Genomic DNA, 25749 nt, shown 5'->3' with positions numbered 1-25749 from the left:
CACGCACGGTCCGCGGTCGAAACCGTCCGCTCATCCAGCCGTTGGGCGCGCAGCCCCAAAAACCACCCGCCGGCGCCCCCGATTCACTCCCCCCGGAGGGTCTCGGGAAGGGGCGGGGTGGGGCCATCGGGGTCCGGGGCCGAGCCCCAGCCGTAAGGGCGGAGGGCCCGCGTTCACCCCGCCGGGGTCAGTTCCTTCGCCCGGGTCGGCTCAGCCGCCCCGTGGCCCTCGGGCGAGCCGAACCACGCCACCGCCACCGCCCCGGCCACCGCCAGGACGAAGCCCAGGACGGCCATCCACGCCAGGCCCGCCCGGGACGCGTCCCCCAGCCACAGCACCCCGATCGCGCCCGGCAGCACCGTCTCGCCCACCACCAGCGCCGCCGTCGCGCCGTTCACCGAGCCGATCTGCAGGGCCACCGTGTGCAGGTACATGCCGCCGATGCCGGCCACCAGGATCGCGTACAGCGCCGGGTCGGTGAGCAGGGCGCCGGCGTCGAAGGGGTCGATGCCGTTCAGGACGCGGACGCCGACGCCGAGCGCGCCGAAGCCCAGACCGGACAGGAGGCCCGCCAGGATCGCGGCGCGGGCGCCCATGAGGCGTACCACCACCGTGCCTCCTGCCATCAGCACCAGCGCAACCGCCAGGAGCCACCAGTGCGTTGACATCTCCGTGTGGCCGCTGCCCTCGTGGCCCGCCGCCGTCGCGAGCAGGACCAGGGCCGAGCAGACCACGCCGATCGACGTCCACTCCGCGCGGCTCAGCCGGATGCCGAGGAGCTTCACGCTGAGGACCGCCGTGATGACCAGGTTCGCGCTGATCACCGTCTGGGACAGGAAGAGGGGGAGCAGCCGGGCCGCCAGCGCGCCGAGGCCGAACCCGACGAAGTCGAGGATGGTCCCGACTATGAACTCCCAGGTCGTCGCCGCCTTCGCGGTGGAGGAGAGGCTGGGCCCGCCGTGCTGGGTCCGGTCGCTCGCGGCCGCGTCGCGGCGGGCGGACTTGCGGGACCCGACGGCTTGCAGGACCGAACCCGTGCCGTAGCAGACCGAGGCGGCGATGGCGGTCAGCAGACCGAGCAGCACAAGTGACTCCGTTCCTGGCGGGGGCAACCCGTTCGCCCCACTCCGCTTTACCAGACGTTTACCGCCCCTTGGGAGTTGCCTGAGTGGGGCGACCTCTTGCCCGCTCGCCGTTCCCTTGCGCCGTCCGGCCCTCACCGCTACATTTAACGTACTGGTTAATTAACGAGGTGGTTAAGTAGCATGGCGGACGCGACCGACCGGCTCAGCGCCGTCTTCGCCGCCCTGGCCGACCCCACGCGCCGCGCGATCCTCGCCCGGCTCGCCGAGGGGGAGGCCGCGGTCGGTGAGATCGCCGAGCCGTTCGAGATGAGCCTCCCGGCCGTCTCCCGGCACCTGAAGGTGCTGGAGAAGGCCGGACTGATCACCCGCGGCCGCTCGGCCCAGTGGCGGCCCTGCCGGCTTGAGGCGGCGCCCCTCGCGGACGCCACCGACTGGCTGGAGCGGTACCGGCGGTTCTGGGAAGGCAGCTTCGACGCTCTCGCGGAACACTTGCGACAGCTCCAGAAAGGAAAGAACAACGATGAGTGAGAACGTGAACGACGGCATCGAGATCACCCGCGTCTTCGACGCCCCCCGCGACCTGGTCTTCCGGGCCTGGACCACCCCCGAGCACTTCGCCGCCTGGTACGGCGGCGCGGCCGAGGTCCCGCTCGACCGGATCTCTCTGGACGTGCGCCCCGGCGGCGCCTGGAGCCTCGTCATGCTCGTCCCCGGCCACGGCGAGATGCCGTTCGGCGGCGTCTACAAGGAGGTCGTCGAGCCGGAGCGGCTCGTCTTCACGCTCAAGGACGCGTCCGCGCCCGCCGACATCGAGGGCGAGATCGTCACCGTCACCTTCGCCGACCACGGCGACAAGACCGAAATGGTCTTCACCCAGCGCGGCGGCAACCTCACGGCCGAGCAGTACGAGCAGGCCAGGGGCGGCTGGGCGCACTTCTTCGACACCCTCGCCGGCCACCTCGCCCAGCGCTAGCGCGACATGCGGGCCAGCGCCCCGGGCGCCTCGGACACCGAGTCGACCAGGGCGATCCGGCCCGCCATCGGCCGGTCCTCGGCCAGCGCTTCGAGCAGCGGCCAGGTGGGCAGGCGCTCGGTCCAGTGCGCGCGGTCGACCAGGACCATCGGCGTCGGGGTGCCCCGCGACTCGTAGTAGTTCGGCGTCGCGTTGTCGAAGATCTCCTGTACGGTGCCGGCCGCGCCCGGCAGGAAGACGACCCCCGCGTTGGAGCGGGCGAGCAGGCCGTCCTCGCGGGTGGCGTTGGCGAAGTACTTGGCGATCGCGCCCGCGAAGGCGTTCGGCGGCTCGTGCCCGTAGAACCAGGTCGGGATGCCCACGGAGGTGCCGCCGCGCGGCCACTTCGTACGCACCTCGAAGGCGGCGCGTGCCCACGCCGACACGGAGGGCCTGAACGAGGGCTCCTCGGCGAGGAGTTCGAGGGCCGAGCCCAGCATCGCGTCGTCGAAGGGCGCCGCGTACGCACCCAGGTTCGCGGCCTCCATCGCACCCGGGCCACCGCCCGTCGCCACGGTGAACCCGGCGCGGGCCAGCGTGCGCCCGAGCACCGCCGCACCCTCGTACTCGGCCGTGCCTCGGCCCATCGTGTGGCCGCCCATCACACCCACCACCCTCGCCCCGACGAGCAGTTCGTCCAGGGCGTCCGAGATCGCCTCGTCGTGGATGGAACGCAGCATCGAGGAGAAGATGTCGCCGTCCGCCTTGGTCCGCTGGAACCAGGCGTACGAGAGCGCGTCCGGGGTCCGCTCGTAGCCCGCGGCGAGCCCCTCGAAGAGCTCGGCGGGGGAGTAGAGCGTGCCCCGGTACGGGTCGAAGGGCAGGTGCGGGACGGGCGGGAAGACCAGCGCGCCGTCGGCCCTGACCTTCGCGGCGGCGTCCGGCTCCATGGCGCAGCCGAGAAACACGGCGCCGGCCGTGTCGGTGCGCAGCAGTACGGGCGTACGGGCCGTCAGGTCCACCGACTGCACCCTGAATCCGGCCAGCGTCGCGTGCGCCGCCGCCGCGTCGAACTCGGCCAGCGATTCGATCTCGGTGTCGCTGCCCGCGGGAAACTTCGCGTCTTCGTCCGGCACGGCGACCATGCTAGGCGCTGCGTGGATTGCGCGGATCCGGGCCTTCGACAGCGGACCGTGCGTGGTTGCTCGCGCAGTTCCCCGCGCCCCTGGCAGCGCCGGGTACAGGCATCCCAGCCCGTCATGGGGGCCCCTGGCCCTTGAGGCCTTGGGGGAGTTTGAGGACGAGCGCCCTTCAGGCGCGAACGGGGTGTGGGGCGGAGCCCCAGGAACGACCACCGGGCCGCAGCCGAACGACAACCTCCGGCGGGTTTCGGGAAGGGGTGGGGTGGGGCATCCCGGGGTCTGGGGCGCAGCCCCAGCGGCACCGCCCCCTACCGCAGCGGCAGTGCCGCCAGTGCCGCGATCGTCACCGTCAGCGGGGTGAAGACGACCAGCAGGGCCAGGGCTCGCAGGGACGCGGCGGTTCGGAGCAGGGCCGCCGGGGTGCCCAGGGCCACCAGGGACTGGGTCGTGTCGGCGCGGGCGTGGCGGGATTCCAGGGCCGCGGTCAGCAGCGTGGCGAGCGGGCAGCTGATCACCAGGGCCGCGCCGAGCCCGGTCAGCGGGCCGAAGGGGTGCGGCCCGGCCCGGTCCCCGTACAGCGTGGCCGCCGCGATCCCCCCGGAGGCCACCGCGCACACCACCCCCAGCGGGCGCCCGATGCGGCGGGCCTCCGACATCAGGATCCGGCCCGCGAGCAGGCGGGCCGCGCCCGGGCGGACCAGCTGCAGCAGCCGCCCGCTGAAGTGGGCCACCGCAGGACCCGCGAGTGCCAGGCCGACCGCGGTCAGCGCCCAGCCGCCGAGCACCCCGGCCGGGCTGGCCCCCGGGTGGCCCGGCATCGGGAAGGAGGAAGCCCGGTCGCCCCGGCTCACGTACGTCTGGACCGCGAGGCCCGCCGCGACGAGGGCGAAGCCCCACGGCAGGCCGCTCGGCGTCGGCGCGGGCTCCTCGGGGTGCACCGGGTCGCACACGTCGCCGGGACGCAGGGTGCGCGGGCGCAGGGCGAGCCCGGCTGCCACCGACGCCGTGACCGGCAGGGCGGCGAGCAGGGTCAGGGCACCCGCCAGCGGCATCGGCTGGTCGGCGGCGAGCAGCCCGGCGGCCTCCCCGTCGAAGGGGAGCCCGGTGATGTCACCGCGCAGGTGGAGATAGACCAGGAGCGCGACCGCCGAGCCCAGCGTGCACGACACCGCCGTGGACACGGCCGCGACCGCGGCGAGCCGGGCCGGGCCCAGACCCACCGCGGAGAGCCCTTCGCGGGGCCGGGTGCTCGGGTCGGTGCGGGCCACGGCGACCGCGAACTGCGCCGTGGCGGCCAGCGGAACCACGCACCACAGCAGCCGCAGCCCCGAAGCGCCGGGATGGCCGACCGCGTAACCGAGCGTGCACAGCAGGAGGAACCCGACCCCGGCGGACGCGGCGGACACCAGCAGGCGGCGCAGCAGGACCAGGGGATGGGAACCGCGGGCTAGACGGAGAGCGAGCACGCCGAGATACCCTCCGCATCCGAAGTGCCGGTGTTTCCACGGGAGTTGACGCGGCAGCCGTCGATGAGGACCACCGTGCGGTCGGCGAGCGCCGCGACATCGGTGTCGTGGGTGGCCATGACCGTGGTGATCCGGTGCGAGCGGGCCGCGGTGAGCAGGGTCCGCAACACCTGCGCGCGGTCGGCGCGGTGCAGGGTCGCGGTCGGCTCGTCGGCGAACAGCACGGCAGGCCCGGTGACCAGGGCGCGGGCGAGCGCCACGCGCTGACGCTGCGCCTGGAGCAGGGCGTGCGGGCGCTTCTTGGCGCACATGTCGATGTCGAGCCGCTCCAGCCACTCCAGGGCGGCCTTCTTGGCGGCGCGGTGCCCGATGCCGCGCAACAACAGGGGCAGGGCCGCGTTCTCCCACGCGTTCAGCTCGGGGACCAGGGCGGGCTCGGGGTCGATCCAGCCGAACCGGTCGCGCCGAAGCCGCTCACGGGCGACGGCGCCCAGGGTGTGCACGGGCCCGCTGTTGAACCACACCTCGCCCTCGTCCGGCACGAGGGACCCGGACAGGCAGCGCAGCAGGGTCGTCTTGCCGCTGCCGCGCGGGCCGCCGACGGCGAGGATCTCACCCTCGCGGACCCCGACGCTGACGCCGGTCAGGGCGGGCGAGCCGCTGTGGGAATGGTGCAGGGAACGCGCCCACAACACGTCGCTGTCCGGCGGAGCCACCATGGTGCATACCTCGGTTCAGATCAGAATTCCTGCTCCCCGTACGGGGGAACGAAGGCAGGGCCGATCGGTCACTGGGCACGCTAGGGAGTGGGGCGTGGCTGTCCGGACAGCACGCGGCCCGGTCCCGCCCATCTCACTCGATGGGCGCAACCGGGCCGGTGCGGACGGCGTACTGGGCTAGAGCTTCGTCCAGGCCTCCGTCAGGACCTCGCGCAGGACGCCCTCGATCTCGTCGAAGGTGCCCTGGTCGGAGATCAGCGGCGGGGCGAGCTGGACGACCGGGTCGCCGCGGTCGTCCGCCCGGCAGTACAGGCCGTTGTCGTAGAGCGCCTTCGACAGGAAGCCGTACAGGACGCGCTCGGTCTCCTCGTCGTTGAAGGTCTCCTTGGTGGCCTTGTCCTTCACGAGCTCGATGCCGTAGAAGAAGCCGTTGCCGCGGACGTCGCCGACGATCGGCAGGTCGTGCAGCTTCTTGAGGGTGTCGAAGAAGGCGCCCTCGTTGTCGAGCACGTGCTGGTTGAGACCCTCCTTCTCGAAGATGTCGAGGTTGGCGAGGCCCACCGCGGCGGAGACCGGGTGGCCGCCGAAGGTGTAGCCGTGCAGGAAGGTGTTGTCGCCCTTGTAGAACGGCTCGGCGAGCCTGTCGGAGATGATGCAGGCGCCGATCGGGGAGTAGCCCGAGGTCATGCCCTTGGCGCAGGTGATCATGTCCGGCACGTAGTCGAACTTGTCGCAGGCGAACATCGTGCCCAGGCGGCCGAAGGCGCAGATGACTTCGTCGGAGACGAGCAGCACGTCGTACTTGTCGCAGATCTCGCGCACGCGCTGGAAGTAGCCGGGCGGCGGCGGGAAGCAGCCGCCCGCGTTCTGCACCGGCTCCAGGAAGACGGCGGCGACGGTCTCGGGGCCCTCGAAGAGGATCTCCTGCTCGATCTGGTCGGCGGCCCAGCGGCCGAAGGCCACCGGGTCGTCGCCGTGGATCGGGGCGCGGTAGATGTTGGTGTTCGGCACCTTGTGCGCGCCGGGGACCAGCGGCTCGAAGGGCGCCTTCAGGGCGGGCAGACCGGTGATGGACAGGGCGCCCTGCGGGGTGCCGTGGTAGGCGACCGCACGCGAGATGACCTTGTACTTCGTGTGGTTGCCGGTGAGCTTGTGGTACTGCTTCGCCAGCTTCCACGCGGTCTCGACGGCCTCGCCGCCACCGGTGGTGAAGAAGACCTTGTTGAGGTCGCCCGGCGCGTAGTTCGCGAGGCGCTCGGCGAGCTCGACGGCCTTGGGGTGGGCGTAGGACCAGACCGGGAAGAAGGCCAGTTCCTGCGCCTGCTTGTAGGCGGTCTCGGCGAGCTCGTGACGGCCGTGGCCGGCGTTGACGACGAACAGGCCCGACAGGCCGTCCAGGTACTTCTTGCCCTTGTCGTCGTAGATGTAGGTGCCCTCGCCACGGACGATGGTGGGAACGGGCGCGTTCTCGTACGACGACATGCGGGTGAAGTGCATCCACAGGTGGTCGTAGGCGGTCTGGCTGAGGTCCTTGCTCACGGCTATCGGGTTCCCCACATATAGGTCTGCTTCTTCAGCTTGAGATAGACGAAGCTCTCGGTGGAACGCACGCCGGGGAGCGCGCGGATCCTCTTGTTGATCACTTCGAGAAGGTGGTCGTCGTCCTCGCAGACGACCTCCACCATCAGGTCGAAGGAGCCCGCGGTCATCACCACGTACTCGCACTCGGCCATGGCCGTCAGCGCCTCCGCCACGGGGTCGAGGTCGCCCTCGACGCGGATGCCGACCATCGCCTGGCGCCGGAATCCCACGGTGAGCGGGTCGGTGACGGCGACGATCTGCATGACGCCCTGGTCCAGGAGCTTCTGGACGCGCTGGCGCACGGCCGCCTCGGACAGGCCGACGGCCTTTCCGATCGCTGCGTACGGGCGGCGCCCGTCCTCCTGGAGCTGCTCGATGATCGCCAGGGAGACGGCATCGATCGACGGGGACTGTCCGTTCCCGATCCTGGGTTCTGTGCTTCGGCTGGCCACGGAGCCACTGTGCACCCGACTCGTCCGTCCCGCAACCCCAAAGCGATGAAATTCGTTGTTCCGTGACCTCCAGAGAACTGAATCCGAAGTTCGAGGGCGTTGGGTCTGTCGAAAGCGTCGCCTCACCGGCTAGGGTGGGCTGTCTCACCCATCGGACATCGGACCGGGAGGCCAGCGAAGTGACCACCGAACTGCGTCGTTTGCGCAACTACATCGACGGAGAGTTCCGCGATGCTGCCGACGGGCGGACCATCGAGGTGGTCAACCCGGCCACGGGCGAGGCGTACGCGACCTCGCCGCTCTCCGGCCAGGAGGACGTGGACGCCGCCATGGCGGCCGCCGCCGCCGCGTTCCCGGCCTGGCGCGACACCACGCCCGCCGAGCGCCAGCGCGTACTGCTCAAGATCGCCGACGCCTTCGAGGAGCGCGCCGAGGAGCTGATCGCCGCCGAGTCGGAGAACACCGGCAAGCCGATCGAGCTCACCCGCACCGAAGAAGTGCCGCCGATGGTGGACCAGATCCGCTTCTTCGCGGGCGCGGCCCGGCTGCTCGAAGGCCGCAGCGCCGGCGAGTACATGGAGGGGATGACCTCGATCGTCCGCCGCGAGCCGGTCGGCGTCTGCGCGCAGGTCGCGCCGTGGAACTACCCGATGATGATGGCCGTGTGGAAGTTCGCCCCGGCGCTCGCCGCGGGCAACACCGTCGTCCTCAAGCCGTCGGACACCACCCCCGCCTCGACCGTCCTCATCGCCGAGATCATCGGCGCGATCGTCCCCAAGGGCGTCTTCAACGTCATCTGCGGCGACCGCGACACCGGCCGCGCGATGGTGGAGCACAGGACCCCGGCGATGGCCTCCATCACCGGTTCCGTACGGGCCGGCATGCAGGTCGCCGAGTCCGCCGCCAAGGACGTCAAGCGCGTCCACCTGGAGCTCGGCGGCAAGGCCCCGGTCGTCGTCTTCGAGGACGCCGACATCGCCAAGGCCGTCGAGGACATCGCGGTCGCCGGCTACTTCAACGCGGGCCAGGACTGCACGGCCGCGACCCGCGTCCTCGTGCACGAGTCGATCCACGACGACTTCGTGACCGCGCTCGCCAAGGCCGCCTCCGACACCAAGACCGGGCAGCCGGACGACGCGGACGTGCTGTACGGCCCGCTCAACAACGCCAACCAGCTCAAGCAGGTCTCCGGCTTCATCGACCGCCTCCCCGCGCACGCCAAGGTCGAGGCGGGCGGCCACCGGGTCGGCGAGCAGGGCTACTTCTACGCCCCGACCGTCGTCTCGGGCCTCAAGCAGGACGACGAGATCATCCAGAACGAGGTGTTCGGGCCGGTCATCACCGTCCAGTCCTTCACCGACGAGGCCCAGGCCCTGGAGTACGCGAACGGCGTCGAGTACGCGCTCGCCTCCTCGGTGTGGACCAAGGACCACGCCCGCGCCATGCGGATGTCCAAGAACCTCGACTTCGGCTGCGTGTGGATCAACACCCACATCCCGCTGGTCGCCGAGATGCCGCACGGCGGCTTCAAGAAGTCCGGCTACGGCAAGGACCTCTCGGCGTACGGCTTCGAGGACTACACCCGCATCAAGCACGTGATGACGTCCATCGAAGGCTGAGCCAGGGCCTGAACGCGCCGAAGGGGCGGGGGAGTTGATCCCCCGCCCCTTTTTCGCCGCCCCGCGCCCCCGACAGGGTGTCTGGCCTGGGGCGTACGGCTGTACGCAGCGTCCATTGAACCCGGTGCCCTGCGCGGGCATCCTGCCGGAATGCGACCGACCGCGTTCCCCGCCACCAGCCCCCTCTCCCGCCGCGGCCTGCTGCGCGCCCTCGGCGGCGGCGCCGCGCTGGCCGCCCTGGCCGGCTGCGGGGTTCCCGCGGCGTACGTCGAACCGGGCGACCGGGCCGGGCGCGACCGCTCGGCGGCCGACAAGTCCCTCACCTTCGCCAACTGGCCGCTCTACATAGACGTCGACGACAACGACGCCTCCAAGCGCCCCACCCTGGACGCGTTCACCAAGAGCACCGGGATCTCCGTCACGTACACCGAGGAGATCAACGACAACGACGAGTTCTTCGGGAAGATCAGCCCGGCGCTGATGAACCACCAGGAGACCGGCCGGGACCTGATGGTGATCAGCGACTGGATGGCGGCCCGGTTCGTGCGGCTCGGCTGGGTGCAGGAGATGGACCGCGCCAAGCAGCCCAACGTCACCCGCTACCTCGACCCCCAGCTGCGCACCCCCGCCTTCGACAACGGGCGCCTGCACAGCGTCCCGTGGCAGTCCGGGATCACCGGCATCGCGTACAACAAGAAGAAGCTCGGGCGCGAGCTCAAGCACGTCAGCGACCTGTGGGACCCGCGGCTCGCGGGCAAGGTGACGCTGTTCTCCGGACTCGACGAGTCGTTCGCGCTCCTGATGCAGGGCGACGGCGTCGACATCACCAAGTGGACCGCGGCCGACTTCCACCGGATGTGCGACCAGGTCGAGAAGCTGGTCGCGAAGAAGCAGATCCGCCGCTTCACCGGCAACGACTACACCAGCGACCTCAACAAGGGCGACGTGCTGGCCTGTCAGGCCTACAGCGGCGACGTGTTCCAGCTGAAGGCGGACAACCCCGACATCGAGTTCGTGGTGCCCGAGGAGGGCGCGGAACTCTGGGCGGAATCGATGATGATCCCCAACCTGGCCCGCCACAAGGCGAACGCGGAGGCGCTGGTCGACTACTACTACGACCCCCAGGTCGCCGCCGAGCTGGCCGCCTCGGTCAACTACGTCTGCCCGGTCCCGGCCGCCCGCGAGGTCCTCGCCTCCTCCAAGGACAAGGACGAGGCCGAACTCGCCGAGGACCCGCTGATCTTCCCGGACGACGCGATGCGCAAGCGGCTCGCGATCGCGCGGGACATCACGTCGGAGGAACGGGTGGAGTTCGCGAAGCGGTGGAACGCGATCGTGGGGCTGTAGCGGGCCGACCTGCGTTTTGAACGCGTTCAACAGAGGCGTACGCTTGCGATCATGAGCGAGCGAAGCGCCCTGTTGCGGCGTACCCGCGTGTGGTTGGTCGTCTTCATCGTCTGTCTCGTGCTGAGCGGACTGACCGCCTTTCCCCTGGTCCACGAACTGCACTGGACGCAGTCCCTGTTGCGGAACACACCGCTCGGTGACTGGCTGCCGGGGCTCAGCAGCTGGATCGACCGGGTGCGGGACGGGCTTGATTCGGCGGATGCCGAGTACCCGTTCCTGCTGTACGGGACGGACTGGCTGGCCTTCGCCCACCTCGTCATCGCCGTCGCCTTCTACGGGGTGCTGCGTGATCCCGTCCGCAACATCTGGGTCGTCGAGTTCGGGATGATCGCCTGTGCGGGGATCGTCCCGCTCGCCCTGATCTGCGGGCCCATCAGGGGAATCCCCTTCTGGTGGTCGGTGATCGACATGTCCTTCGGGGTGTTCGGGGTGATCCCGCTCTACGTGGTGCGGCGCAAGATCAAGGTGCTGGAGGCGATGGGGGAGCGGGTGCCCGTCCCTGCTTGAGGGGGGCGGGTGGTCAGGCCGGGTCCGGCGCGCCGAAGGTGGCGATCATGAGGCGCAGGGCGGTGGGATTCATGTCCGAGCCCTTCGCGTCCGTGGAGTTGACGCTGTACACCAGGGTGCGTGTGAGCGTCCCGGTGGGCGACACCGTCGCCGCGATCGCCGAGTTGTAGCCCCAGCGGCCGCCCGTCTTGCCCCACACGTCGTGGCCGCCGAGCCGTATCGTCGACAGGCCCACGCTGTACGCGGCCGGCTTGCCCGTCTTCATGTCGCGCACCGACGGGCCGGGCAGCGTGAACATCTCCTTCAGCTGCGCGCCGCGCACCACCTGGCCGGTGAACAGGGCCCGCGTGAAGCGCTCCAGGTCGGCCGTGGTGGAGATCAGATCGCCCGCCGCGAAGGTGTCCCCGGCGCCCCACACCGTCACGTCCCGCAACTCGGTCGAGCCGCCCGGCTCGGTGAACACCTGGTAGCCGTGGTTGTGCGGGCCGCGGATGGTGGGGTCGGCGGCGCCGGGGACGTAGGTGTCGTTCAGGCGCAGGGGCCGCAGGATGCGGGTGGAGAGCTGGTGGGCGTACGAGTCGCCGGTGACCCGCTCGATCAGGAGGCCGGCCACGGTGTAACCGATGTTGTCGTAGTGCTGCATGGTGCCGGGCGCGAAGTCCCGCTTCCGCGCGGTCGCCGCACGCACCACGTCGGCCGGGTCGCGGCTCTCGAAGCGGTGCGCGTAGAGGTGGTCCAGGGAGTCGTCGGGCGAGCCGACGGACGGGATGCCGCTCGTGTGGTTGAGGAGCTGACGCACCGTCACATCGCGGTACCCCGCCGGAATCAGGTCGGGCAGGTAGGCGCGCGCCGGCCGGTTCAGGTCGACCCGGCCCTCGCTCGCGAGTTGCAGCACCATGGCCGCGGTGAAGACCTTGGTGACCGACCCCACCCGGAACCGCGCGTTCGGGTCCGCCGGGGTATTGCCCGCCAGATCGTGCACCCCGGCACTGCCGCGCCAGCCACCCTCGGTGCCGCCGACTCTCACCAGCGCGGCGGTCGCGTCCGCGCCGGGCTTTCCGGCGCCCGCGATGGCCGCGCGCAGGGCTGCGGTTTCGAGGGCGTCGGCGGTGTGCCGGGCGGCGGTCCGGCTCGCGGCGGGCGCCGGGGCGGCGGCGAGGGCCGGGCCCATCGAGAGCCCGAGGACGAGGGTGGTGGCTATGAGCGTGGTGCGAGTACGGGTGCGGGCATTCATGGCGGGGTCTCCGTGATCGGATGGGGTTGCTGTGCTGAGGGGTCCCATCCTGCTGATCGCGGGGCTCGCGCGGATCGCCGTGACGGGGGGTTCTGCCCGCCGTGATTCCTCGCCTGTGCGGGGGAGTCGGGCGGTGCCGCCTCCCTCCGGGGAGGGAGGTTCCCCTCGCGAGGGACGGCATCTCGGGAGGCCTGCCCCTCAGGCGATGGCGCCCTTCACGCGGGGGAACCCGCCGAGATCAGCCCCGTCTCGTACGCGCAGATCACCGCCTGGACGCGGTCGCGCAGGCCCAGCTTCGCCAGCACATTGCCCACGTGCGTCTTCACCGTGTGCTCGGACACCGTCAGTTCGGCCGCGATCTCGGCGTTGGACAGGCCCCGGCCGAGCAGCAGCAGCGTTTCGCGTTCGCGGGCGGTCAGCGCGTCGAGGCGACCGGAGGGGGCCGGCGCGGCGGGTCTCGACGTGTACTCGGCGACCAGTCGCCGCGCCACCGACGGCGCGAGCAGCGCGTCCCCCGCCGCCACCACCCGTACCGCGTGCACCAGATCGTCCCGCCGGACGTCCTTGAGGAGGAAGCCGCTCGCCCCGGCGTGCAGCGCCTCGTACACGTACTCGTCCGAGTCGAAGGTGGTCAGCATCACGGTGCGGCACGCGCTCGCCGCGCTGATCGCCCGGCACGCCTCGATGCCGTCCAGGTGCGGCATCCGGATGTCGAGCAGCGCCACATCGGGCGCCAACCGGCGTACGGCGTCGACGGCTTGGGCGCCGTCCCCCACCTCGGCGACCACCTCGATGTCCGGCTGCACGTCCAGGATCAGGGCGAAACCGCTGCGCACCAGCTCCTGGTCGTCGGCCACCACCACGCGGATCGTCATCTCCCCACCTCCGGACAGGAGGCTATCGAGGACGTGGTGGTCAGCGGGATGACGGCCCTGACCTCGAAGCCCCGGCCGTCCGGGCCCGGTCCCGCCGATGCGGTGCCGCCGTGTGCCGCCGCGCGTTCGCGGATGCCGATCAGGCCGTGGCCGGTGCCGGGGCCCGGCGCGGTGCCGGCCACGAGTGCGGTGCCGGGTCCGCCTCCGTCGTCCCGGACCGTGATCGTCAACTCCTGCTCGGAGTAAGCCAGTTGTACGGACACGGTCGTCGCCGCCGCGTGCTTCACCGCGTTCGTCAGGGCCTCCTGCACGATCCGGTACACGGTCGTCCCGGTGGCCTGGGGGAGCGGGCGGGCCGCGCCCTTCGTCTCGTACGTGACCGAGGGGCCGCCGCCCAGGGAGACCCGCTCGACCAGCGCGGGCAGCGCCGCCGTGCCCGGCTGCGGTTCACGCGGGGCGTCCGGGGTGGTCTCCTCCCGCAGCACCCCCAGCATCCGGCGCAGCTGCACCATCGCGTCCCGGCCCGTCTCGGAGATCGCCTCGAACGCCGCCTCCGCCCGCGCGGGCGCCGCCCGCACCGCGACCGGGCCCGCCTCGGCCTGCACGATCATGATGCTGACGGCGTGCGAGAGGATGTCGTGCATCTCCCGCGCGATCCGGGCCCGTTCGCGCGCCGTGGCCTGCTCGGCCTCGATCCGGTTGGCCCGCTCCAGCTGCGCCGCGCGGTCCTCGACGGCCGCGGTGTAGGCCTGCCGGGTGTGGGTCAGCCGCCCGAGCGCGTACGCGGCACCGAAGACGAAGAAGGAGAACAGCAACTCCTTGGCGTCCTCGGTGTTGAGCGCCACCGAGGGCGCGATCAGGACCGCGACCAACGCGGCGACGGAGACCCGCTTGCGCACCGGGGACAGCGCGGCCACCGAGTAGAGAGCGACGAGCCCCGGGTAGGGCAGCGGCTGACCGGGCCCGTCCAGAGTCAGCTTGTACGCCGCTCCGGCCGCCAGGACCGCGAGCGTCACCGCGACCGGGGCGCGCCGCCGCCACACCAGCGGCAGCACGGCCAGCGAGGTCAGGGCGTAGTCCGCCCAGGTGGCCGGGCGCAGCCCGTCGGGCCGCTCGACGACGAACGGGATCGACATCGCCACCTGCACCAGCAGGGCGAGCCCGATGTCGACGGCCCACCCGTTCGCCGCCTGCAGCCGTGCCGTCAGGCTTTGCGCACCCACCCTGTGCCCCCCTTTGTCCCCCTGAAGCGCGGCCGTTCAACGCCGGGACAGGATCCCGCGCAGCGCGTCCACCCGGTTGGTGGTGATCGAATCCACCCCGTGCTCGATGAGCCGACGCTGCGTGCGCGTGGTGTCCGCGGTCCACGCCGAGACGAGCATCCCGTCCCGGTGGACCCGCTCCACCAGCTCCGAACTCACAATCCCGAAGCGGTAGTTGAGCCAGCGCGGCTTGATGGCGTCGACCAGGGCCGGCCGCGGCGGGGCGGGCTTCGTCCAGGTCAGGGCGATCTCGGCGTTCGGGTCGGCGGCACGCACCCACAGCATGGTGACCGGCCCCGCGCAGTAGTAGACGCGCTCCCCCGCACCGCACTCGCGCACCGTGTTCACCGCTTTGCGCACCGACGCCTCGGTGGCGCCCGGCAGATCGAGCATCACCCGGTGCGCGCCGACCGCGATCAGCGCCTGGCGCAGGGTGGGGACCCCGCCGCCGGTCACCTCCCGCACCTCCTCGTACGGCAGCTCGGCCATCGGGCGGTCGAAGTCCCACAGCCGTTTCAGCGTCGCGTCGTGCAGCAGCACGGGCACGCCGTCCCGGGTGGTGCGGACGTCGATCTCCACCGCGTCCGCGCCCCGCTCCAGGGCCGAGGCGATGGAGGGGAGCGTGTTCTCGCGGACGCGGTACGGGTCGCCGCGGTGGGCCACGGCTGTCACGGTGCGCATGGGGCCATTGTGCTGAGCGGCGCCGGGGTCAGCCAGCCGGCGCCGGGTCCCGGGAGTCGGACGCGGTTCTCAGCGCGCGAGCCACTTCGCGGTGTAGTCGTCGATCTCGCCCGCGAGCCGGGTCTTGCCCGCCGGATCGAGGAAGGACGCCTCGACGGCGTTCTTGGCGAGGTCCGCCAGGCCCCGCTCGTCCAGGTCGAGAAGGCGGGCGGCGACCGCGTACTCGTTGTTGAGGTCGCTGCCGAACATCGGCGGGTCGTCGCTGTTGATCGTGACGAGCACGCCCGCGGCCACCATCTCCTTGATGGGGTGCTGGTCCAGGTCGGGCACCACCCGGGTCGCCAGGTTGGACGTCGGGCAGACCTCCAGGGCGATCCGCCGCTCGGCCAAGTGCTGGAGGAGCGCCGGGTCCTGGGTGGCGCTGGTGCCGTGGCCGATGCGCTCGGCGCGCAGCTCGATCAGGGCGTCCCAGATGGACTGCGGCCCGGTGGATTCGCCCGAGTGCGGTACGGAGTGGAGCCCCGCGGCGATGGCGCGGTCGAAGTACGGCTTGAACTGCGGCCGTGGCACCCCGATCTCGGGGCCGCCCAGGCCGAAGGAGACCAGGCCCTCCGGGCGCACCCCGTCCTCGGTGGCGAGCCGGGCCGTCTCGGCGGCGGCCTCCAGGCCGGCCTCGCCCGGAATGTCGAAGCACCAGCGCAGAACCGTGCCGAACTCGGTCGCGGCCGCCTTGCGGGCGTCCTCGATCGCGTCCATGAACGCGTGCTCGTCGATGCCGCGGCGGGTGGAGGAGAACGGCGTGATGGTCAGCTCGGCGTAGCGGATGTTCTGCCGGGCCATGTCCCGGGCCACCTCGTAGGTGAGAAGGCGCACATCCTCCGGGGTGCGGATCAGGTCGACGACCGAGAGGTAGACCTCGATGAAGTGGGCGAAGTCCGTGAACGTGAAGTAGTCGGCGAGCGCCTCGGGGTCGGTGGGAACCTTCGAGTCCGCGTGGCGGGCAGCCAGTTCGGCCACGATGCGCGGCGAGGCGGAGCCCACGTGGTGCACGTGGAGCTCGGCCTTGGGCAGCCCCGCGATGAAGGGGTGCAGGTCGGTCATGGGGTCCTCCATGGGTCTGCCGCGAGGGTCCTCGCGCGGTCGGCGGCGCAGGGCCTTCGCCCGTCGGGGATCATGGTAGGCCGGGCGGTCCCGGCTGAAACCCGGGGCCGTAGCATGACGGAACCACGATGGGGGAGGCCCATGTCAGACAACACCCAGCAGCCGTCGGGAGGCCAGGAGCCCCGCGACCCCTGGGCGCCGCCGGAGCACAAGGTTCCGCTGGACAAGCCGCCGGTGCACGACCAGCAGACGGTCGTCTCGATGCCCGGTGCCGACGGTCAGAACGGCGCCCCGGCGCAGGGAGCCCCCGGCGGCGCCCCGGCCCAGGGCCCCTTCCCGGGAGCGCCCGGGCAGCAGGCTCCCGGCCCCGGCTTCGGCGGCCCGACGCCGCCGCCCGCGCCGCCCGGCCAGGCGGTCCCCGGCAGCTACGGCTACCCCAGCTACCCGCAGCAGCCCGCCCAGGGCTACCCCGGATACCCGGGCCAGCAGCAGGCCGCCTACGGCTACCCCGGCTGGACCGGGATGCCCGCCCCGCAGAACGGGTTCGGCGTCGCCGCGATGGTGCTCGGCATCGCCGCGTGTGTGCTCATGATCTGCTCCTGGGGCATCGCCGGCATCGTGCTCGGCGCCCTTGCGCTGATCTTCGGCCTGCTCGGCAAGGGCCGGGTCACCCGCGGCGAGGCCAACAACCGCGGCCAGGCGCTCGCGGGCATCATCATGGGCATCGCCGGCATCGTGCTCGGCATCGTGATCCTCGTGCTGCTGATCGTGCTGGTGGCCAACGCGCCCTCGCACCACAGCGACTACAGCGGCTACGACGACTACTCGAACTTCCTGTCGCTGGCCGTATCGGCCCGCTGAGGAACGCCCGAGGTACGTCCAGGAACCTCAGCTCGGCGGAGGGGGCCCCACCGGCCCCCTCCGCTGTGCCGGGGCCAAGCCGCAGGACGTCAGCGCAGCCGCTCCCGCGCCTCCGTCAGCGCGAAGCCCAGCAGGTTCAGGCCACGCCAGCGCGCGGGATCGGCCGCCTCCGGGGCGTCCGCCGCCAGGCCTATGCCCCAGATCCGGTCCAACGGGCTCGCCTCGACCAGCACCCGGTCGCCGGTGCCGAGCAGGTACTCCCGCAGCGCCTCGTCCTGGCCGAACTTGTGCAGGCTGCCGGCCAGGACTATCCCGTACCGCTCCCGCTGCCACACCGCGTCGTCGAAGCCGCGCACCAGGCGCCCGGCCTTCTTCGCGAGCGCCGGGTTCGCCGCCGTGAGCGCCGCGCGCTCCGCCTCCGGGTCTCCGAACAGCCGCGCCTTCGATGCCATCATCCAGTGCTCGGCCGTCGCGTACTCGACACCGTCGACCATGAAGCGTGACGGCCACCACTGACTGAAACAGCTCGGGCCGAGTGAGCCGTCCCGCGTCGGACGGTGTCCCCAGAAATGCAGGAACTTGATCCGGTCACCGTTCTTGACCTGCGCGATCAGTTCGTCGAGTGGTGCGCGGTCCCCCGTGATTTCTTCCATGCACGCGAGTCTGACAGGCGCCACTGACACTACGTCGGGCCATGACCGCCCCGACGCGACACATGGTCGACAGATTCCGTCGCGTAACCAAAAGGCAACAACGGAATCACTTGTTGGCCAGATGTGCCTCTGTCAGGATCGTCACTCAAATCCAGCTGGAGCTACGAAGAACGTGGGCGACATGGACACCGACAGCGGCAACGGCAATCGCACCCCGGCAGAACCCCGCTTCCCGGCGCAGGACCGCTTCGCGGCCGGTGCCCAGTACATCGGCGGGCGGCTGCGCCCCGGCACCTCCGGGCGCCGCCACGCGGTCGTCGACCCGGCGACGGGGGAGACGGTGTACGACTACGAGCTCGCGGGTCCCGCCGATGTCGACGCGGCGGTCGCCGCGGCCAAGGAGGCCTTCGCCGGCTGGTCCGGCGCGACCCCCGGCGAGCGCTCGGCCGCCCTGCACCGCCTCGCGGAGGTCCTCGCCGAGCGCGCCGAGGAGTTCGCGCAGGCCGAGTCCCTCCAGTGCGGCAAGCCCATCAAGCTGAGCCGCGAGTTCGACGTGCCCGGCACCATCGACAACACCGCGTTCTTCGCGGGCGCGGCCCGGCACCTGGAAGGCAGGTCGGCCGGGGAGTACTCGGGCGACCACACCTCCTACGTACGCCGCGAGCCGATCGGCGTCGTCGGGTCCATCGCGCCCTGGAACTACCCGCTCCAGATGGCCGCCTGGAAGATCCTCCCGGCGATCGCGGCGGGCAACACCATCGTCCTCAAGCCCGCCGAGACCACCCCGCTGACCTCGCTCCTGTTCGCCGAGGCCGCCAAGGAGGCCGGGATCCCGGACGGGGTCGTCAACATCGTCACCGGCGCCGGGAAGGACGCCGGCGAGCACCTCGTCGGCCACCCGGACGTCGTGATGACCTCCTTCACCGGCTCGACCGGAGTGGGCAAGCGGGTCGCCGAGATCGCCACCAGGACCGTCAAGCGCCTCCACCTCGAACTCGGCGGCAAGGCCCCCTTCGTGGTCTTCGACGACGCCGACCTGGAGGCCGCCGTGCACGGCGCGGTCGCCGCGTCCCTCATCAACTCCGGCCAGGACTGCACCGCCGCCACCCGCGCCTACGTCCAGCGCCCGCTGTACCAGGCCTTCGTCGAGCAGACCGCGGCGCTCATGGAGACCGTCCGGATCGGCGACCCGTTCAGCGCGGACACCGACCTCGGCCCGCTGATCTCGCACACCCACCGCGACCGCGTCGCCGCCTTCGTCGAGCGGGCCAAGGGCTACGCCCGGATCGTCACCGGCGGCGAAGCCCCCAAGAACGACGGCGCCTACTACCGGCCCACCCTCATCGCCGACGCCCCCCAGGACAGCGAGGCCGTCCAGGCCGAGATCTTCGGCCCGGTCCTGGTGGTGCTGCCCTTCGACAGCGACGACGAGGGCATCGCGCTCGCCAACGACACCCCCTACGGTCTCGCCGCCTCCGCCTGGAGCCGGGACGTGTACCGAACGGGACGTGCCACCCGCGAGATCAAGGCGGGCTGTGTGTGGATCAACGACCACATTCCGATCATCAGCGAGATGCCGCACGGCGGCTACAAGGCGAGCGGTTACGGAAAGGACATGTCGGCGTATTCCTTCGAGGAGTACACGCAGGTCAAGCATGTGATGTACGACAACACAGCGGTCGCCAGGAAGGACTGGCACCGCACGATCTTCGGGGACCGATAGCAGAGGCGGCCCGACCAGGCCACCGAACCCACCCGAAAGGGCATACAGCACATGGAGCAGTACGAGCCCGCCGTCCCCCAAGCCCTCGACTCCGTTCGAGCAGGGAGGGACCCCCTCGCCGCGGCCCAACTGACCGCCATCCGGCGCAGCATGACCAACGGCCGGGGCGCCCTGACCCGCCGTTCCCTGCTGCGCGCCTCGGGCGTCGGCGCGCTCACCGTCGGCGGTCTCGCCGGCCTGAGCGCCTGTGGCATCCCGGCGGCCAAGAAGGAGAACGGCACCGGACCGTCCAACGCGGACCACTCCGCCCAGGAGAAGGAGATCAACTTCTCCAACTGGACGCAGTACATGGACATCAGCGACGACAAGAAGCACCATCCGACGCTGGACGAGTTCACCCGCCGCACCGGGATCCAGGTCAAGTACACCGAGGACATCAACGACAACGTCGAGTTCTTCGGCAAGATCAAGCCGCAGCTCGCGGCCGGCCAGGACACCGGCCGGGACCTCGTCGTCCTCACCGACTGGCTCGCAGCCCGGCTCATCCGCCTCGGCTGGGCGCAGCAGCTCGACCCCGCCCGTCTGCCCCATGCCTACGCCAACCTGGCGCCCCAGTTCCGGATGCCCGACTGGGACCCGGGCCGCGCCTACTCCTACCCCTGGACCGGCATCCCGACCGTCATCGCCTACAACGCCAAGGCGACCGGCGGCAAGAAGGTCGACTCCGTCACCCAGCTGCTCGACGACCCGAGCCTCAAGGGCCGGGTCGGCTTCCTCTCCGAGATGCGCGACACCATCGGGATGACCCTGCTCGACCTCGGCAAGGACCCGGCGAAGTTCACCGACGCCGACTTCGACGCCGCGATCGGGCGGCTCCAGAAGGGCGTGGACTCCAAGCAGATCCGCCGCTTCACCGGCAACGACTACACCGGCGACCTGGTGAAGGGCGACCTCGCGGCATGTGTCGCCTGGGGCGGCGACGTCACCCAGCTGCGCTCCGACAACCCGGACATCAAGTACGCGATCCCGGCAGCCGGTTACATGACCTCCAGCGACAACCTGCTGGTCCCGGCGAAGGCACGGCACCAGAGCAACGCGGAGAAGCTGATCGACTACTACTACGAGCTCCCGGTGGCCGCCAAGCTCGCCGCGTTCATCAACTACCAGTGCCCGGTCGACGGGGTCCGCGACGAACTCGCCAAGATCGACCCGGCGCTCGCACAGAACGAACTCATCCTGCCGGACCGGGCGATGACCGCGAAGTCCCACTCCTTCCGCTCGCTCAGCGAGGCCGAGGAGACGGCGTACGAGCAGAAGTTCTCCAAGCTCATCGGAGCCTGAGCCGCCCGCCCCCTGATCAGAGTCCCCCCTTCCCCCTCAACACCCTGGGACCCCACCCATGACTGACAGCACCGCCGGCGGCGACGTCCGCCTCACCGGGATCAGCAAGACGTACGGCTCCTTCACCGCCGTCCACCCGCTCGAACTGACCGTCCCGCAGGGCTCGTTCTTCGCCCTGCTCGGCGCGTCCGGCTGTGGCAAGACCACCACGCTCCGCATGATCGCCGGGCTTGAGGAGCCGACCACCGGCACGGTCTTCCTCGGCGACGAGGACGTCACCGACCTGCCGCCGTACAAGCGGCCGGTGAACACCGTCTTCCAGTCGTACGCGCTCTTCCCGCACCTGAACGTCACCGAGAACATCGCCTTCGGGCTGCGCCGGCGGGGCATCAAGTCGGTGAAGAAGCAGGTCGACGACATGCTGGAGCTCGTGCAGCTCGGCGACTTCGCCCACCGCAAGCCGCACCAGCTCTCCGGCGGCCAGCAGCAGCGCGTCGCGGTCGCCCGCGCGCTCATCAACCACCCCCAGGTGCTGCTCCTCGACGAGCCGCTCGGCGCCCTCGACCTCAAGCTGCGCCGCCAGATGCAGCTGGAGCTCAAGCGCATCCAGACCGAGGTCGGCATCACCTTCGTGCACGTCACCCACGACCAGGAGGAGGCCATGACGATGGCCGACACGGTCGCGGTGATGAACGGCGGCCGGGTCGAACAGCTCGGCGCCCCGGCCGACCTGTACGAGAACCCGCAGACCACGTTCGTAGCGAACTTCCTCGGCACCTCCAACCTCATCGAGGCCGAGGTGGCGGAGAAGAGCGGCGACGACCTCGTCGTCACCGCGGGCGGCGCCAAGCTGAGGCTGCCCGGCGGGCGATGTTCGGCCCCCACGACCAGCGGCGGCAAGCTCCTCGTCGGCGTACGCCCCGAGAAGATCTCGCTCGCCCACCGCGACGACGAGGGCGCCATCGCGGAGGGCCGCAACCGCGTCACCGGCCGCATCGTCGACTCGTCCTTCATCGGCGTCTCCACCCAGTACCTGGTGGACTCCCCGGCGGGCAGCGGCCTTTCCGTGTACGAGCAGAACATCGAGCGCGACACCCGGCTCACCCCCGGCGCCGAGGTCGTCCTGCACTGGAACCCGGCGCACACCTTCGGCCTCGACGCGGCGCAGGCCATCGACGCGGGCGTCGAGAAGGTCGAGGACGCCGCGTGACCGCCCTGGCCGAGGCGCCCGCCGAGCCCGTCGTGCGCAAGGCGTCCACCCGCAAGCGGCTCGTCCCGTACTGGCTGCTGCTGCCCGGCATCCTCTGGCTGATCGTGTTCTTCGCGCTGCCGATGGTGTACCAGGCCTCAACTTCCGTACAGACAGGCTCACTTGAGAAGGGCTTCCAGGTCACCTGGCACTTCCAGACGTACTGGGACGCCTTCAAGGAGTACTACCCGCAGTTCATCCGCTCCCTGCTGTACGCGGGAACGGCGACCCTGCTGTGTCTGCTGCTCGGCTATCCGCTGGCCTATCTGATCGCCTTCAAGGCGGGCCGCTGGCGCAACATCGTGCTGGTCCTGGTCATCGCGCCGTTCTTCACCAGCTTCCTGATCCGCACCCTGGCCTGGAAGACGATCCTGGCCGACGGCGGTCCCGTGGTGCACGCGCTGAGCTCGCTGCACGTCCTGGACGTCACCAACTGGCTGGGCTGGACCGAGGGAAACCGGGTCCTGGCCACGCCGATGGCGGTGGTGTGCGGACTCACGTACAACTTCCTGCCGTTCATGATCCTGCCGCTGTACACGTCCCTCGAACGCATCGACTCCCGGCTGCACGAAGCGGCCGGCGACCTGTACGCGACGCCCGCCACCACCTTCCGCAAGGTGACCTTCCCGCTGTCGATGCCCGGCGTCGTCTCCGGCACCCTGCTCACCTTCATCCCGGCCAGCGGCGACTACGTGAACGCCGAACTGCTCGGATCCACCGACCAGAAGATGGTCGGCAACGTCATCCAGTCGCAGTTCCTGCGGGTCCTGGACTATCCGACGGCCGCCGCCCTCTCCTTCATCCTGATGGCGGTCGTCCTGGTCATGGTCACCGTCTACATCCGCCGAGCCGGGACGGAGGACCTGGTCTGATGCCCGTTCTCAAGTGGCTGCGCCGCAACCTCGTGGTCATCGCGGGGCTCGCGACCCTCGCGTATCTGATCCTGCCGAACGTCGTCGTGATGGTGTTCTCGTTCAACAAGCCGAACGGGCGCTTCAACTACTCCTGGACGCGGTTCTCGACCGACGCCTGGAAGGACCCGTGCGGGGTCGCCGACATGTGCGGCTCGCTCTCGCTGTCGCTCCAGATCGCCCTCTGGGCCACGATCGGCTCGACCGTGCTCGGCACGATGATCGCGTTCGCCCTGGTGCGCTACCGGTTCCGGGCGCGCGGCGCGATCAACTCGCTGATCTTCCTGCCGATGGCGATGCCCGAGGTCGTGATGGCCGCGTCCCTGCTCACGCTCTTCCTCAACATGGGCGCGCGGCTGGGCTTCTGGACGATCCTCATCGCGCACATCATGTTCTGCCTCAGCTTCGTCGTCACCGCCGTCAAGGCGCGGGTGATGTCCATGGATCCGAGGCTCGAAGAGGCCGCGCGCGATCTCTACGCAGGTCCCGTCCAGACGTTCCTGCGCGTGACGCTGCCGATCGCGTCGCCCGGCATCGCGGCGGGCGCCCTGCTCGCCTTCGCGCTGTCCTTCGACGACTTCATCATCACCAACTTCAACGCGGGCTCCACCGTGACGTTCCCCATGTTCGTCTGGGGTTCGGCGCAGCGCGGCACGCCCGTGCAGATCAACGTCATCGGGACGGCCATGTTCATCATTGCCGTCGTGGTGGTCACCGCCGGACAATTCATTGCGAACCGGCGCAAGAACAGCGCGAAAGCGTAACCGTACGCAGTTCCTGAGGGAGTTGGAAATCATGGCCGTGACCCGAGCCATGAACAGTGCAGCACGACAGTCCCTGGCGGGCGCGAAGCCCGTCCCCTTCTGGCTGGAGGACCCCGGCCGCCCCGAGGCGCTGCCCGCCCTCACCGGCGACGAGAAGTGCGAGCTCCTCGTCGTCGGCGGCGGCTACAGCGGGCTGTGGACCGCGCTCATCGCGAAGGAGCGCGAGCCCGGCCGCGACGTCGTCCTCATCGAGGGCAAGGAGATCGGCTGGGCCGCCTCCGGCCGCAACGGCGGCTTCTGCGCCGCCTCCCTCACCCACGGCCTCGGCAACGGACTCGCCCGCTGGCCGGGCGAGTTGGCCCGGCTCGAAAAGCTGGGCGCGGCGAACCTCGACGCCATCCAGGCCGCCGTCGCCCGCTACGACATCGACTGCGACTTCGAGCGGACCGGCGAGATCGACATCGCCACCGAGCCCCACCAGCTCGAAGAGCTGCACGAGATGTACGACGAGGCGACGAACCTCGGCTTCGGCGGGCTCGAACTCCTCGACGAGGAAGCCCTGCGGGCCGAGGTCGACTCGCCCACCTTCCTCGGCGGGCTCTGGGACCGCGAAGGCGTCGCCATGCTCCACCCGGCCAAGCTCGCCTGGGGCCTCAAGCGGGCCTGCCTCGATCTGGGCGTACGGATCTACGAGCACACCCCGGGCCTCTCGCTGGCCCGGGTCGGCACCGGCATGGGCGTACGCACCCCGTACGGCAAGATCCGCGCGGAGCACGTGGCGCTCGGCACCAACGTGTTCCCCTCGCTGGTCAAGCGGCTGCGGCCGTACACGGTCCCGGTGTACGACTACGCGCTGATGACCGAGCCGCTGAACGCCGCCCAGCTCGCCTCCATCGGCTGGCACCGGCGCCAGGGGCTCGGGGACTCGGCCAACCAGTTCCACTACTTCCGCCTGTCCGCCGACAACCGCATCCTGTGGGGCGGCTACGACGCGATCTACCAGTACGGCGGGAAGGTGCGCACCGAGTACGACGACCGGCCCGAGACCTACGCCAAGCTCGCCGAGCAGTTCTTCCACTGCTTCCCGCAGCTGGAGGGGGTGCGCTTCAGCCACGCCTGGGGCGGCGCGATCGACACGTGCTCGCGCTTCTCGGCGTTCTTCGGCACCGCCCACGCCGGACGGGTCGCGTACGCCGCCGGGTACACCGGGCTCGGGGTCGGGGCGACCCGCTTCGGCGCCGATGTGATGCTCGACCTCCTGGCGGGGGAGCAGACCGAGCGCACCGAACTGGAGATGGTGCGCACCAAGCCGCTGCCGTTCCCGCCGGAGCCGGTGGCCTGGGCGGGCATCGGCATCACCAAGTGGTCGCTGGCCCGCGCCGACGAGAACGGCGGCCGGCGCAACCTGTGGCTCAAGGCGATGGACCGCGTCGGCCTCGGCTTCGACTCCTGACACGGTTCGCGTGCTTGATCATTTCGTGCGCCCCCGGTCATACGCCCCCGGTCACACGCCCCTGGTCACGCCGGGGGCGCACGTCCTTCGATCGCGGTGTGACCCGGTTCACTCCTTCGAGGTGCCCGAAGTCGCGTCATAGCCCGCCCTGTCGCCCCTCTCCTTCGTGGACGCACTGGCTGTGCCCAGTGGAGTGGGACCGGACGGAGGACGGCAATGACTGCCTCGGGGTCGAAGACCGCGGTGGAATGGCTGGCGTCGGTGGCGCCGGATCCCGACGCCTGCCGATGGGAATGGGAGCGGAACCCCCTGGGGGTCGCACTCCTTCCGGCCGGCAGGCGCTGGGACGTACTGATCCTGCCGGGCGAGCTGGGAAGCCACGCCCTCGATGTGCTGACCCGGCTCGTGGACCGGCCGGGCCCCGTGCTCGCCGACTTCGGTGACGCGCGCATCGGCTTCTTCGTGCCGCCGGGCACCGTCGCGCGGTGGCTCGGCACGGGGGTGCGCGGTGCGGGCGCCGGCACCTGGATCGTGGTGCCGTACCCGGGCCGGGCGACCGGCGGGGTGCGCTGGCTGGTGCCGCCGGACGGTTCGGGCACCCTCACCGACCCGACCCTCCTGGAGCTGGCGATGCACGAGGCGGCGGCTCACATCGCACGGGACGGGGGCAGCCGGGACTGACCGGGACGGCTCAGTGCCAGAGGTCTTGAC

At 70.8% G+C, this 25749-nt stretch carries 25 protein-coding genes; 13 read left to right on the top strand and 12 right to left on the bottom strand.

The genetic code is table 11. The features are described from left to right. Positions 1 to 173: 173 nt before the first annotated feature. Positions 174 to 1085, bottom strand: coding sequence for a hypothetical protein (locus tag ADK54_RS31965; protein ID WP_053729263.1), 912 nt, complete (start codon positions 1083 to 1085; stop codon positions 174 to 176). Between the two features lie 180 nt (positions 1086 to 1265). On the opposite strand from ADK54_RS31965, the gene ADK54_RS31960 reads away from it, so the two are divergent. Then, positions 1266 to 1613 (top strand): ArsR/SmtB family transcription factor, encoded by a 348-nt coding sequence (locus ADK54_RS31960; RefSeq protein ID WP_053729262.1) that lies wholly within the window; start codon positions 1266 to 1268, stop codon positions 1611 to 1613. Then, on the top strand, positions 1606 to 2058 hold the full coding sequence (locus ADK54_RS31955; RefSeq protein WP_053729261.1) for an SRPBCC family protein: 453 nt from the start codon (positions 1606 to 1608) through the stop codon (positions 2056 to 2058). Before ADK54_RS31960 ends, ADK54_RS31955 begins: the two co-directional genes overlap by 8 nt. Here the strand turns inward: ADK54_RS31955 and ADK54_RS31950 are convergent. The 5 genes from ADK54_RS31950 to ADK54_RS31930 form a co-directional block, all read right to left on the bottom strand. Continuing rightward, positions 2055 to 3173, bottom strand: coding sequence for an LOG family protein (locus tag ADK54_RS31950; protein WP_420717430.1), 1119 nt, complete (start codon positions 3171 to 3173; stop codon positions 2055 to 2057). The two genes, ADK54_RS31955 and ADK54_RS31950, sit on opposite strands and share 4 nt — an antisense overlap. Positions 3174 to 3487: 314 nt before the next feature. Continuing rightward, positions 3488 to 4645, bottom strand: a complete 1158-nt coding sequence (locus ADK54_RS31945) for a hypothetical protein (RefSeq protein ID WP_053729259.1) — start codon at positions 4643 to 4645, stop codon at positions 3488 to 3490. Further along, positions 4627 to 5364 carry an ABC transporter ATP-binding protein gene (locus ADK54_RS31940; protein WP_053729258.1) on the bottom strand — a complete coding sequence of 246 codons (738 nt, stop codon included), beginning with the start codon at positions 5362 to 5364 and terminating at the stop codon, positions 4627 to 4629. Before ADK54_RS31940 ends, ADK54_RS31945 begins: the two co-directional genes overlap by 19 nt. Before the next feature lie 177 nt (positions 5365 to 5541). Then, complete coding sequence (locus ADK54_RS31935) at positions 5542 to 6921, bottom strand: aspartate aminotransferase family protein (RefSeq protein WP_053729257.1); 1380 nt, start codon at positions 6919 to 6921, stop codon at positions 5542 to 5544. Then, positions 6906 to 7397, bottom strand: a complete 492-nt coding sequence (locus tag ADK54_RS31930; RefSeq protein WP_199827074.1) for an Lrp/AsnC family transcriptional regulator — start codon at positions 7395 to 7397, stop codon at positions 6906 to 6908. The genes ADK54_RS31935 and ADK54_RS31930 overlap by 16 nt, the downstream gene beginning before the upstream one ends. 179 nt (positions 7398 to 7576) lie before the next feature. Between ADK54_RS31930 and ADK54_RS31925 the strand changes: the two genes are divergently transcribed. The 3 genes from ADK54_RS31925 (at position 7577) to ADK54_RS31915 (ending at position 10930) form a co-directional block, all read left to right on the top strand. Beyond that, on the top strand, positions 7577 to 9016 hold the full coding sequence (locus ADK54_RS31925) for a gamma-aminobutyraldehyde dehydrogenase (RefSeq protein ID WP_053729255.1): 1440 nt from the start codon (positions 7577 to 7579) through the stop codon (positions 9014 to 9016). Positions 9017 to 9166: 150 nt separating this feature from the next. Then, a complete protein-coding gene (locus tag ADK54_RS31920) occupies positions 9167 to 10363 on the top strand; it encodes an ABC transporter substrate-binding protein (protein ID WP_053729254.1) in 1197 nt (398 codons plus the stop codon). Between the two features lie 51 nt (positions 10364 to 10414). Further along, complete coding sequence (locus ADK54_RS31915) at positions 10415 to 10930, top strand: hypothetical protein (RefSeq protein ID WP_053729253.1); 516 nt, start codon at positions 10415 to 10417, stop codon at positions 10928 to 10930. A gap of 13 nt (positions 10931 to 10943) precedes the next feature. Here ADK54_RS31915 and ADK54_RS31910 read toward each other — a convergent pair whose 3' ends face one another. The 5 genes from ADK54_RS31910 to ADK54_RS31890 all read right to left on the bottom strand — a co-directional run bounded on the left by ADK54_RS31910 (position 10944) and on the right by ADK54_RS31890 (position 16083). Further along, entirely contained in the window at positions 10944 to 12164 is a 1221-nt protein-coding gene (locus ADK54_RS31910; protein ID WP_053729252.1) for a serine hydrolase domain-containing protein, read from the bottom strand. Positions 12165 to 12379: 215 nt separating this feature from the next. Beyond that, a complete protein-coding gene (locus tag ADK54_RS31905; RefSeq protein ID WP_053729251.1) occupies positions 12380 to 13039 on the bottom strand; it encodes a response regulator in 660 nt (219 codons plus the stop codon). Beyond that, entirely contained in the window at positions 13036 to 14262 is a 1227-nt protein-coding gene (locus ADK54_RS31900; RefSeq protein ID WP_420717429.1) for a sensor histidine kinase, read from the bottom strand. Before ADK54_RS31900 ends, ADK54_RS31905 begins: the two co-directional genes overlap by 4 nt. A gap of 36 nt (positions 14263 to 14298) precedes the next feature. Next, positions 14299 to 14982, bottom strand: a complete 684-nt coding sequence (locus ADK54_RS31895; RefSeq protein ID WP_053729250.1) for a glycerophosphodiester phosphodiesterase — start codon at positions 14980 to 14982, stop codon at positions 14299 to 14301. 69 nt (positions 14983 to 15051) lie between these two features. Then, on the bottom strand, positions 15052 to 16083 hold the full coding sequence (locus ADK54_RS31890) for an adenosine deaminase (RefSeq protein WP_053729249.1): 1032 nt from the start codon (positions 16081 to 16083) through the stop codon (positions 15052 to 15054). Between the two features lie 141 nt (positions 16084 to 16224). Here ADK54_RS31890 and ADK54_RS31885 point away from each other — a divergent pair, with 141 nt between their 5' ends. Beyond that, positions 16225 to 16944: a DUF4190 domain-containing protein gene (locus ADK54_RS31885; protein ID WP_053729248.1), complete on the top strand. Its 720-nt coding sequence runs from the start codon at positions 16225 to 16227 to the stop codon at positions 16942 to 16944. Positions 16945 to 17033: 89 nt separating this feature from the next. On the opposite strand, the gene ADK54_RS31880 is transcribed toward ADK54_RS31885, so the two are convergent. After that, complete coding sequence (locus ADK54_RS31880) at positions 17034 to 17627, bottom strand: NADAR family protein (RefSeq protein WP_078966790.1); 594 nt, start codon at positions 17625 to 17627, stop codon at positions 17034 to 17036. A 151-nt stretch (positions 17628 to 17778) separates the two neighbouring features. Here ADK54_RS31880 and ADK54_RS31875 point away from each other — a divergent pair, with 151 nt between their 5' ends. The 7 genes from ADK54_RS31875 to ADK54_RS31845 all read left to right on the top strand — a co-directional run bounded on the left by ADK54_RS31875 (position 17779) and on the right by ADK54_RS31845 (position 25719). Continuing rightward, positions 17779 to 19320: a gamma-aminobutyraldehyde dehydrogenase gene (locus ADK54_RS31875; RefSeq protein WP_053729275.1), complete on the top strand. Its 1542-nt coding sequence runs from the start codon at positions 17779 to 17781 to the stop codon at positions 19318 to 19320. 51 nt (positions 19321 to 19371) lie between these two features. After that, positions 19372 to 20661, top strand: coding sequence for a polyamine ABC transporter substrate-binding protein (locus ADK54_RS31870; protein WP_053729246.1), 1290 nt, complete (start codon positions 19372 to 19374; stop codon positions 20659 to 20661). 58 nt (positions 20662 to 20719) lie between these two features. Then, a complete protein-coding gene (locus ADK54_RS31865) occupies positions 20720 to 21871 on the top strand; it encodes an ABC transporter ATP-binding protein (RefSeq protein ID WP_053729245.1) in 1152 nt (383 codons plus the stop codon). Then, positions 21868 to 22782 (top strand): ABC transporter permease, encoded by a 915-nt coding sequence (locus tag ADK54_RS31860; RefSeq protein WP_053729244.1) that lies wholly within the window; start codon positions 21868 to 21870, stop codon positions 22780 to 22782. The genes ADK54_RS31865 and ADK54_RS31860 overlap by 4 nt, the downstream gene beginning before the upstream one ends. Continuing rightward, positions 22782 to 23585 carry an ABC transporter permease gene (locus ADK54_RS31855; protein WP_053729243.1) on the top strand — a complete coding sequence of 268 codons (804 nt, stop codon included), beginning with the start codon at positions 22782 to 22784 and terminating at the stop codon, positions 23583 to 23585. The genes ADK54_RS31860 and ADK54_RS31855 overlap by 1 nt, the downstream gene beginning before the upstream one ends. Before the next feature lie 31 nt (positions 23586 to 23616). Then, positions 23617 to 25038, top strand: coding sequence for an NAD(P)/FAD-dependent oxidoreductase (locus tag ADK54_RS31850; protein ID WP_053729242.1), 1422 nt, complete (start codon positions 23617 to 23619; stop codon positions 25036 to 25038). Between the two features lie 216 nt (positions 25039 to 25254). After that, positions 25255 to 25719, top strand: coding sequence for a hypothetical protein (locus tag ADK54_RS31845; RefSeq protein WP_053729241.1), 465 nt, complete (start codon positions 25255 to 25257; stop codon positions 25717 to 25719). Positions 25720 to 25749: the final 30 nt, after the last annotated feature.

Source organism: Streptomyces sp. WM6378 (assembly GCF_001279695.1).
Taxonomy (GTDB): domain Bacteria; phylum Actinomycetota; class Actinomycetes; order Streptomycetales; family Streptomycetaceae; genus Streptomyces.
This window is presented reverse-complemented; position numbering and strand designations above follow the sequence as displayed.

What these genes read in the sequence shown, in the direction of transcription:
- ADK54_RS31850 (WP_053729242.1), top strand. Translation starts at nt 23,617, where the DNA reads ATGGCCGTGACCCGAGCCATGAACAGTGCAGCACGACAGTCCCTGGCG.
- ADK54_RS31895 (WP_053729250.1), bottom strand. Translation starts at nt 14,982, where the DNA reads ATGCGCACCGTGACAGCCGTGGCCCACCGCGGCGACCCGTACCGCGTC.
- ADK54_RS31960 (WP_053729262.1), top strand. Translation starts at nt 1,266, where the DNA reads ATGGCGGACGCGACCGACCGGCTCAGCGCCGTCTTCGCCGCCCTGGCC.
- ADK54_RS31885 (WP_053729248.1), top strand. Translation starts at nt 16,225, where the DNA reads ATGTCAGACAACACCCAGCAGCCGTCGGGAGGCCAGGAGCCCCGCGAC.
- ADK54_RS31845 (WP_053729241.1), top strand. Translation starts at nt 25,255, where the DNA reads ATGACTGCCTCGGGGTCGAAGACCGCGGTGGAATGGCTGGCGTCGGTG.
- ADK54_RS31905 (WP_053729251.1), bottom strand. Translation starts at nt 13,039, where the DNA reads ATGACGATCCGCGTGGTGGTGGCCGACGACCAGGAGCTGGTGCGCAGC.
- ADK54_RS31940 (WP_053729258.1), bottom strand. Translation starts at nt 5,364, where the DNA reads ATGGTGGCTCCGCCGGACAGCGACGTGTTGTGGGCGCGTTCCCTGCAC.
- ADK54_RS31915 (WP_053729253.1), top strand. Translation starts at nt 10,415, where the DNA reads ATGAGCGAGCGAAGCGCCCTGTTGCGGCGTACCCGCGTGTGGTTGGTC.
- ADK54_RS31890 (WP_053729249.1), bottom strand. Translation starts at nt 16,083, where the DNA reads ATGACCGACCTGCACCCCTTCATCGCGGGGCTGCCCAAGGCCGAGCTC.
- ADK54_RS31855 (WP_053729243.1), top strand. Translation starts at nt 22,782, where the DNA reads ATGCCCGTTCTCAAGTGGCTGCGCCGCAACCTCGTGGTCATCGCGGGG.
- ADK54_RS31920 (WP_053729254.1), top strand. Translation starts at nt 9,167, where the DNA reads ATGCGACCGACCGCGTTCCCCGCCACCAGCCCCCTCTCCCGCCGCGGC.
- ADK54_RS31870 (WP_053729246.1), top strand. Translation starts at nt 19,372, where the DNA reads ATGGAGCAGTACGAGCCCGCCGTCCCCCAAGCCCTCGACTCCGTTCGA.
- ADK54_RS31955 (WP_053729261.1), top strand. Translation starts at nt 1,606, where the DNA reads ATGAGTGAGAACGTGAACGACGGCATCGAGATCACCCGCGTCTTCGAC.
- ADK54_RS31865 (WP_053729245.1), top strand. Translation starts at nt 20,720, where the DNA reads ATGACTGACAGCACCGCCGGCGGCGACGTCCGCCTCACCGGGATCAGC.
- ADK54_RS31875 (WP_053729275.1), top strand. Translation starts at nt 17,779, where the DNA reads ATGGACACCGACAGCGGCAACGGCAATCGCACCCCGGCAGAACCCCGC.
- ADK54_RS31910 (WP_053729252.1), bottom strand. Translation starts at nt 12,164, where the DNA reads ATGAATGCCCGCACCCGTACTCGCACCACGCTCATAGCCACCACCCTC.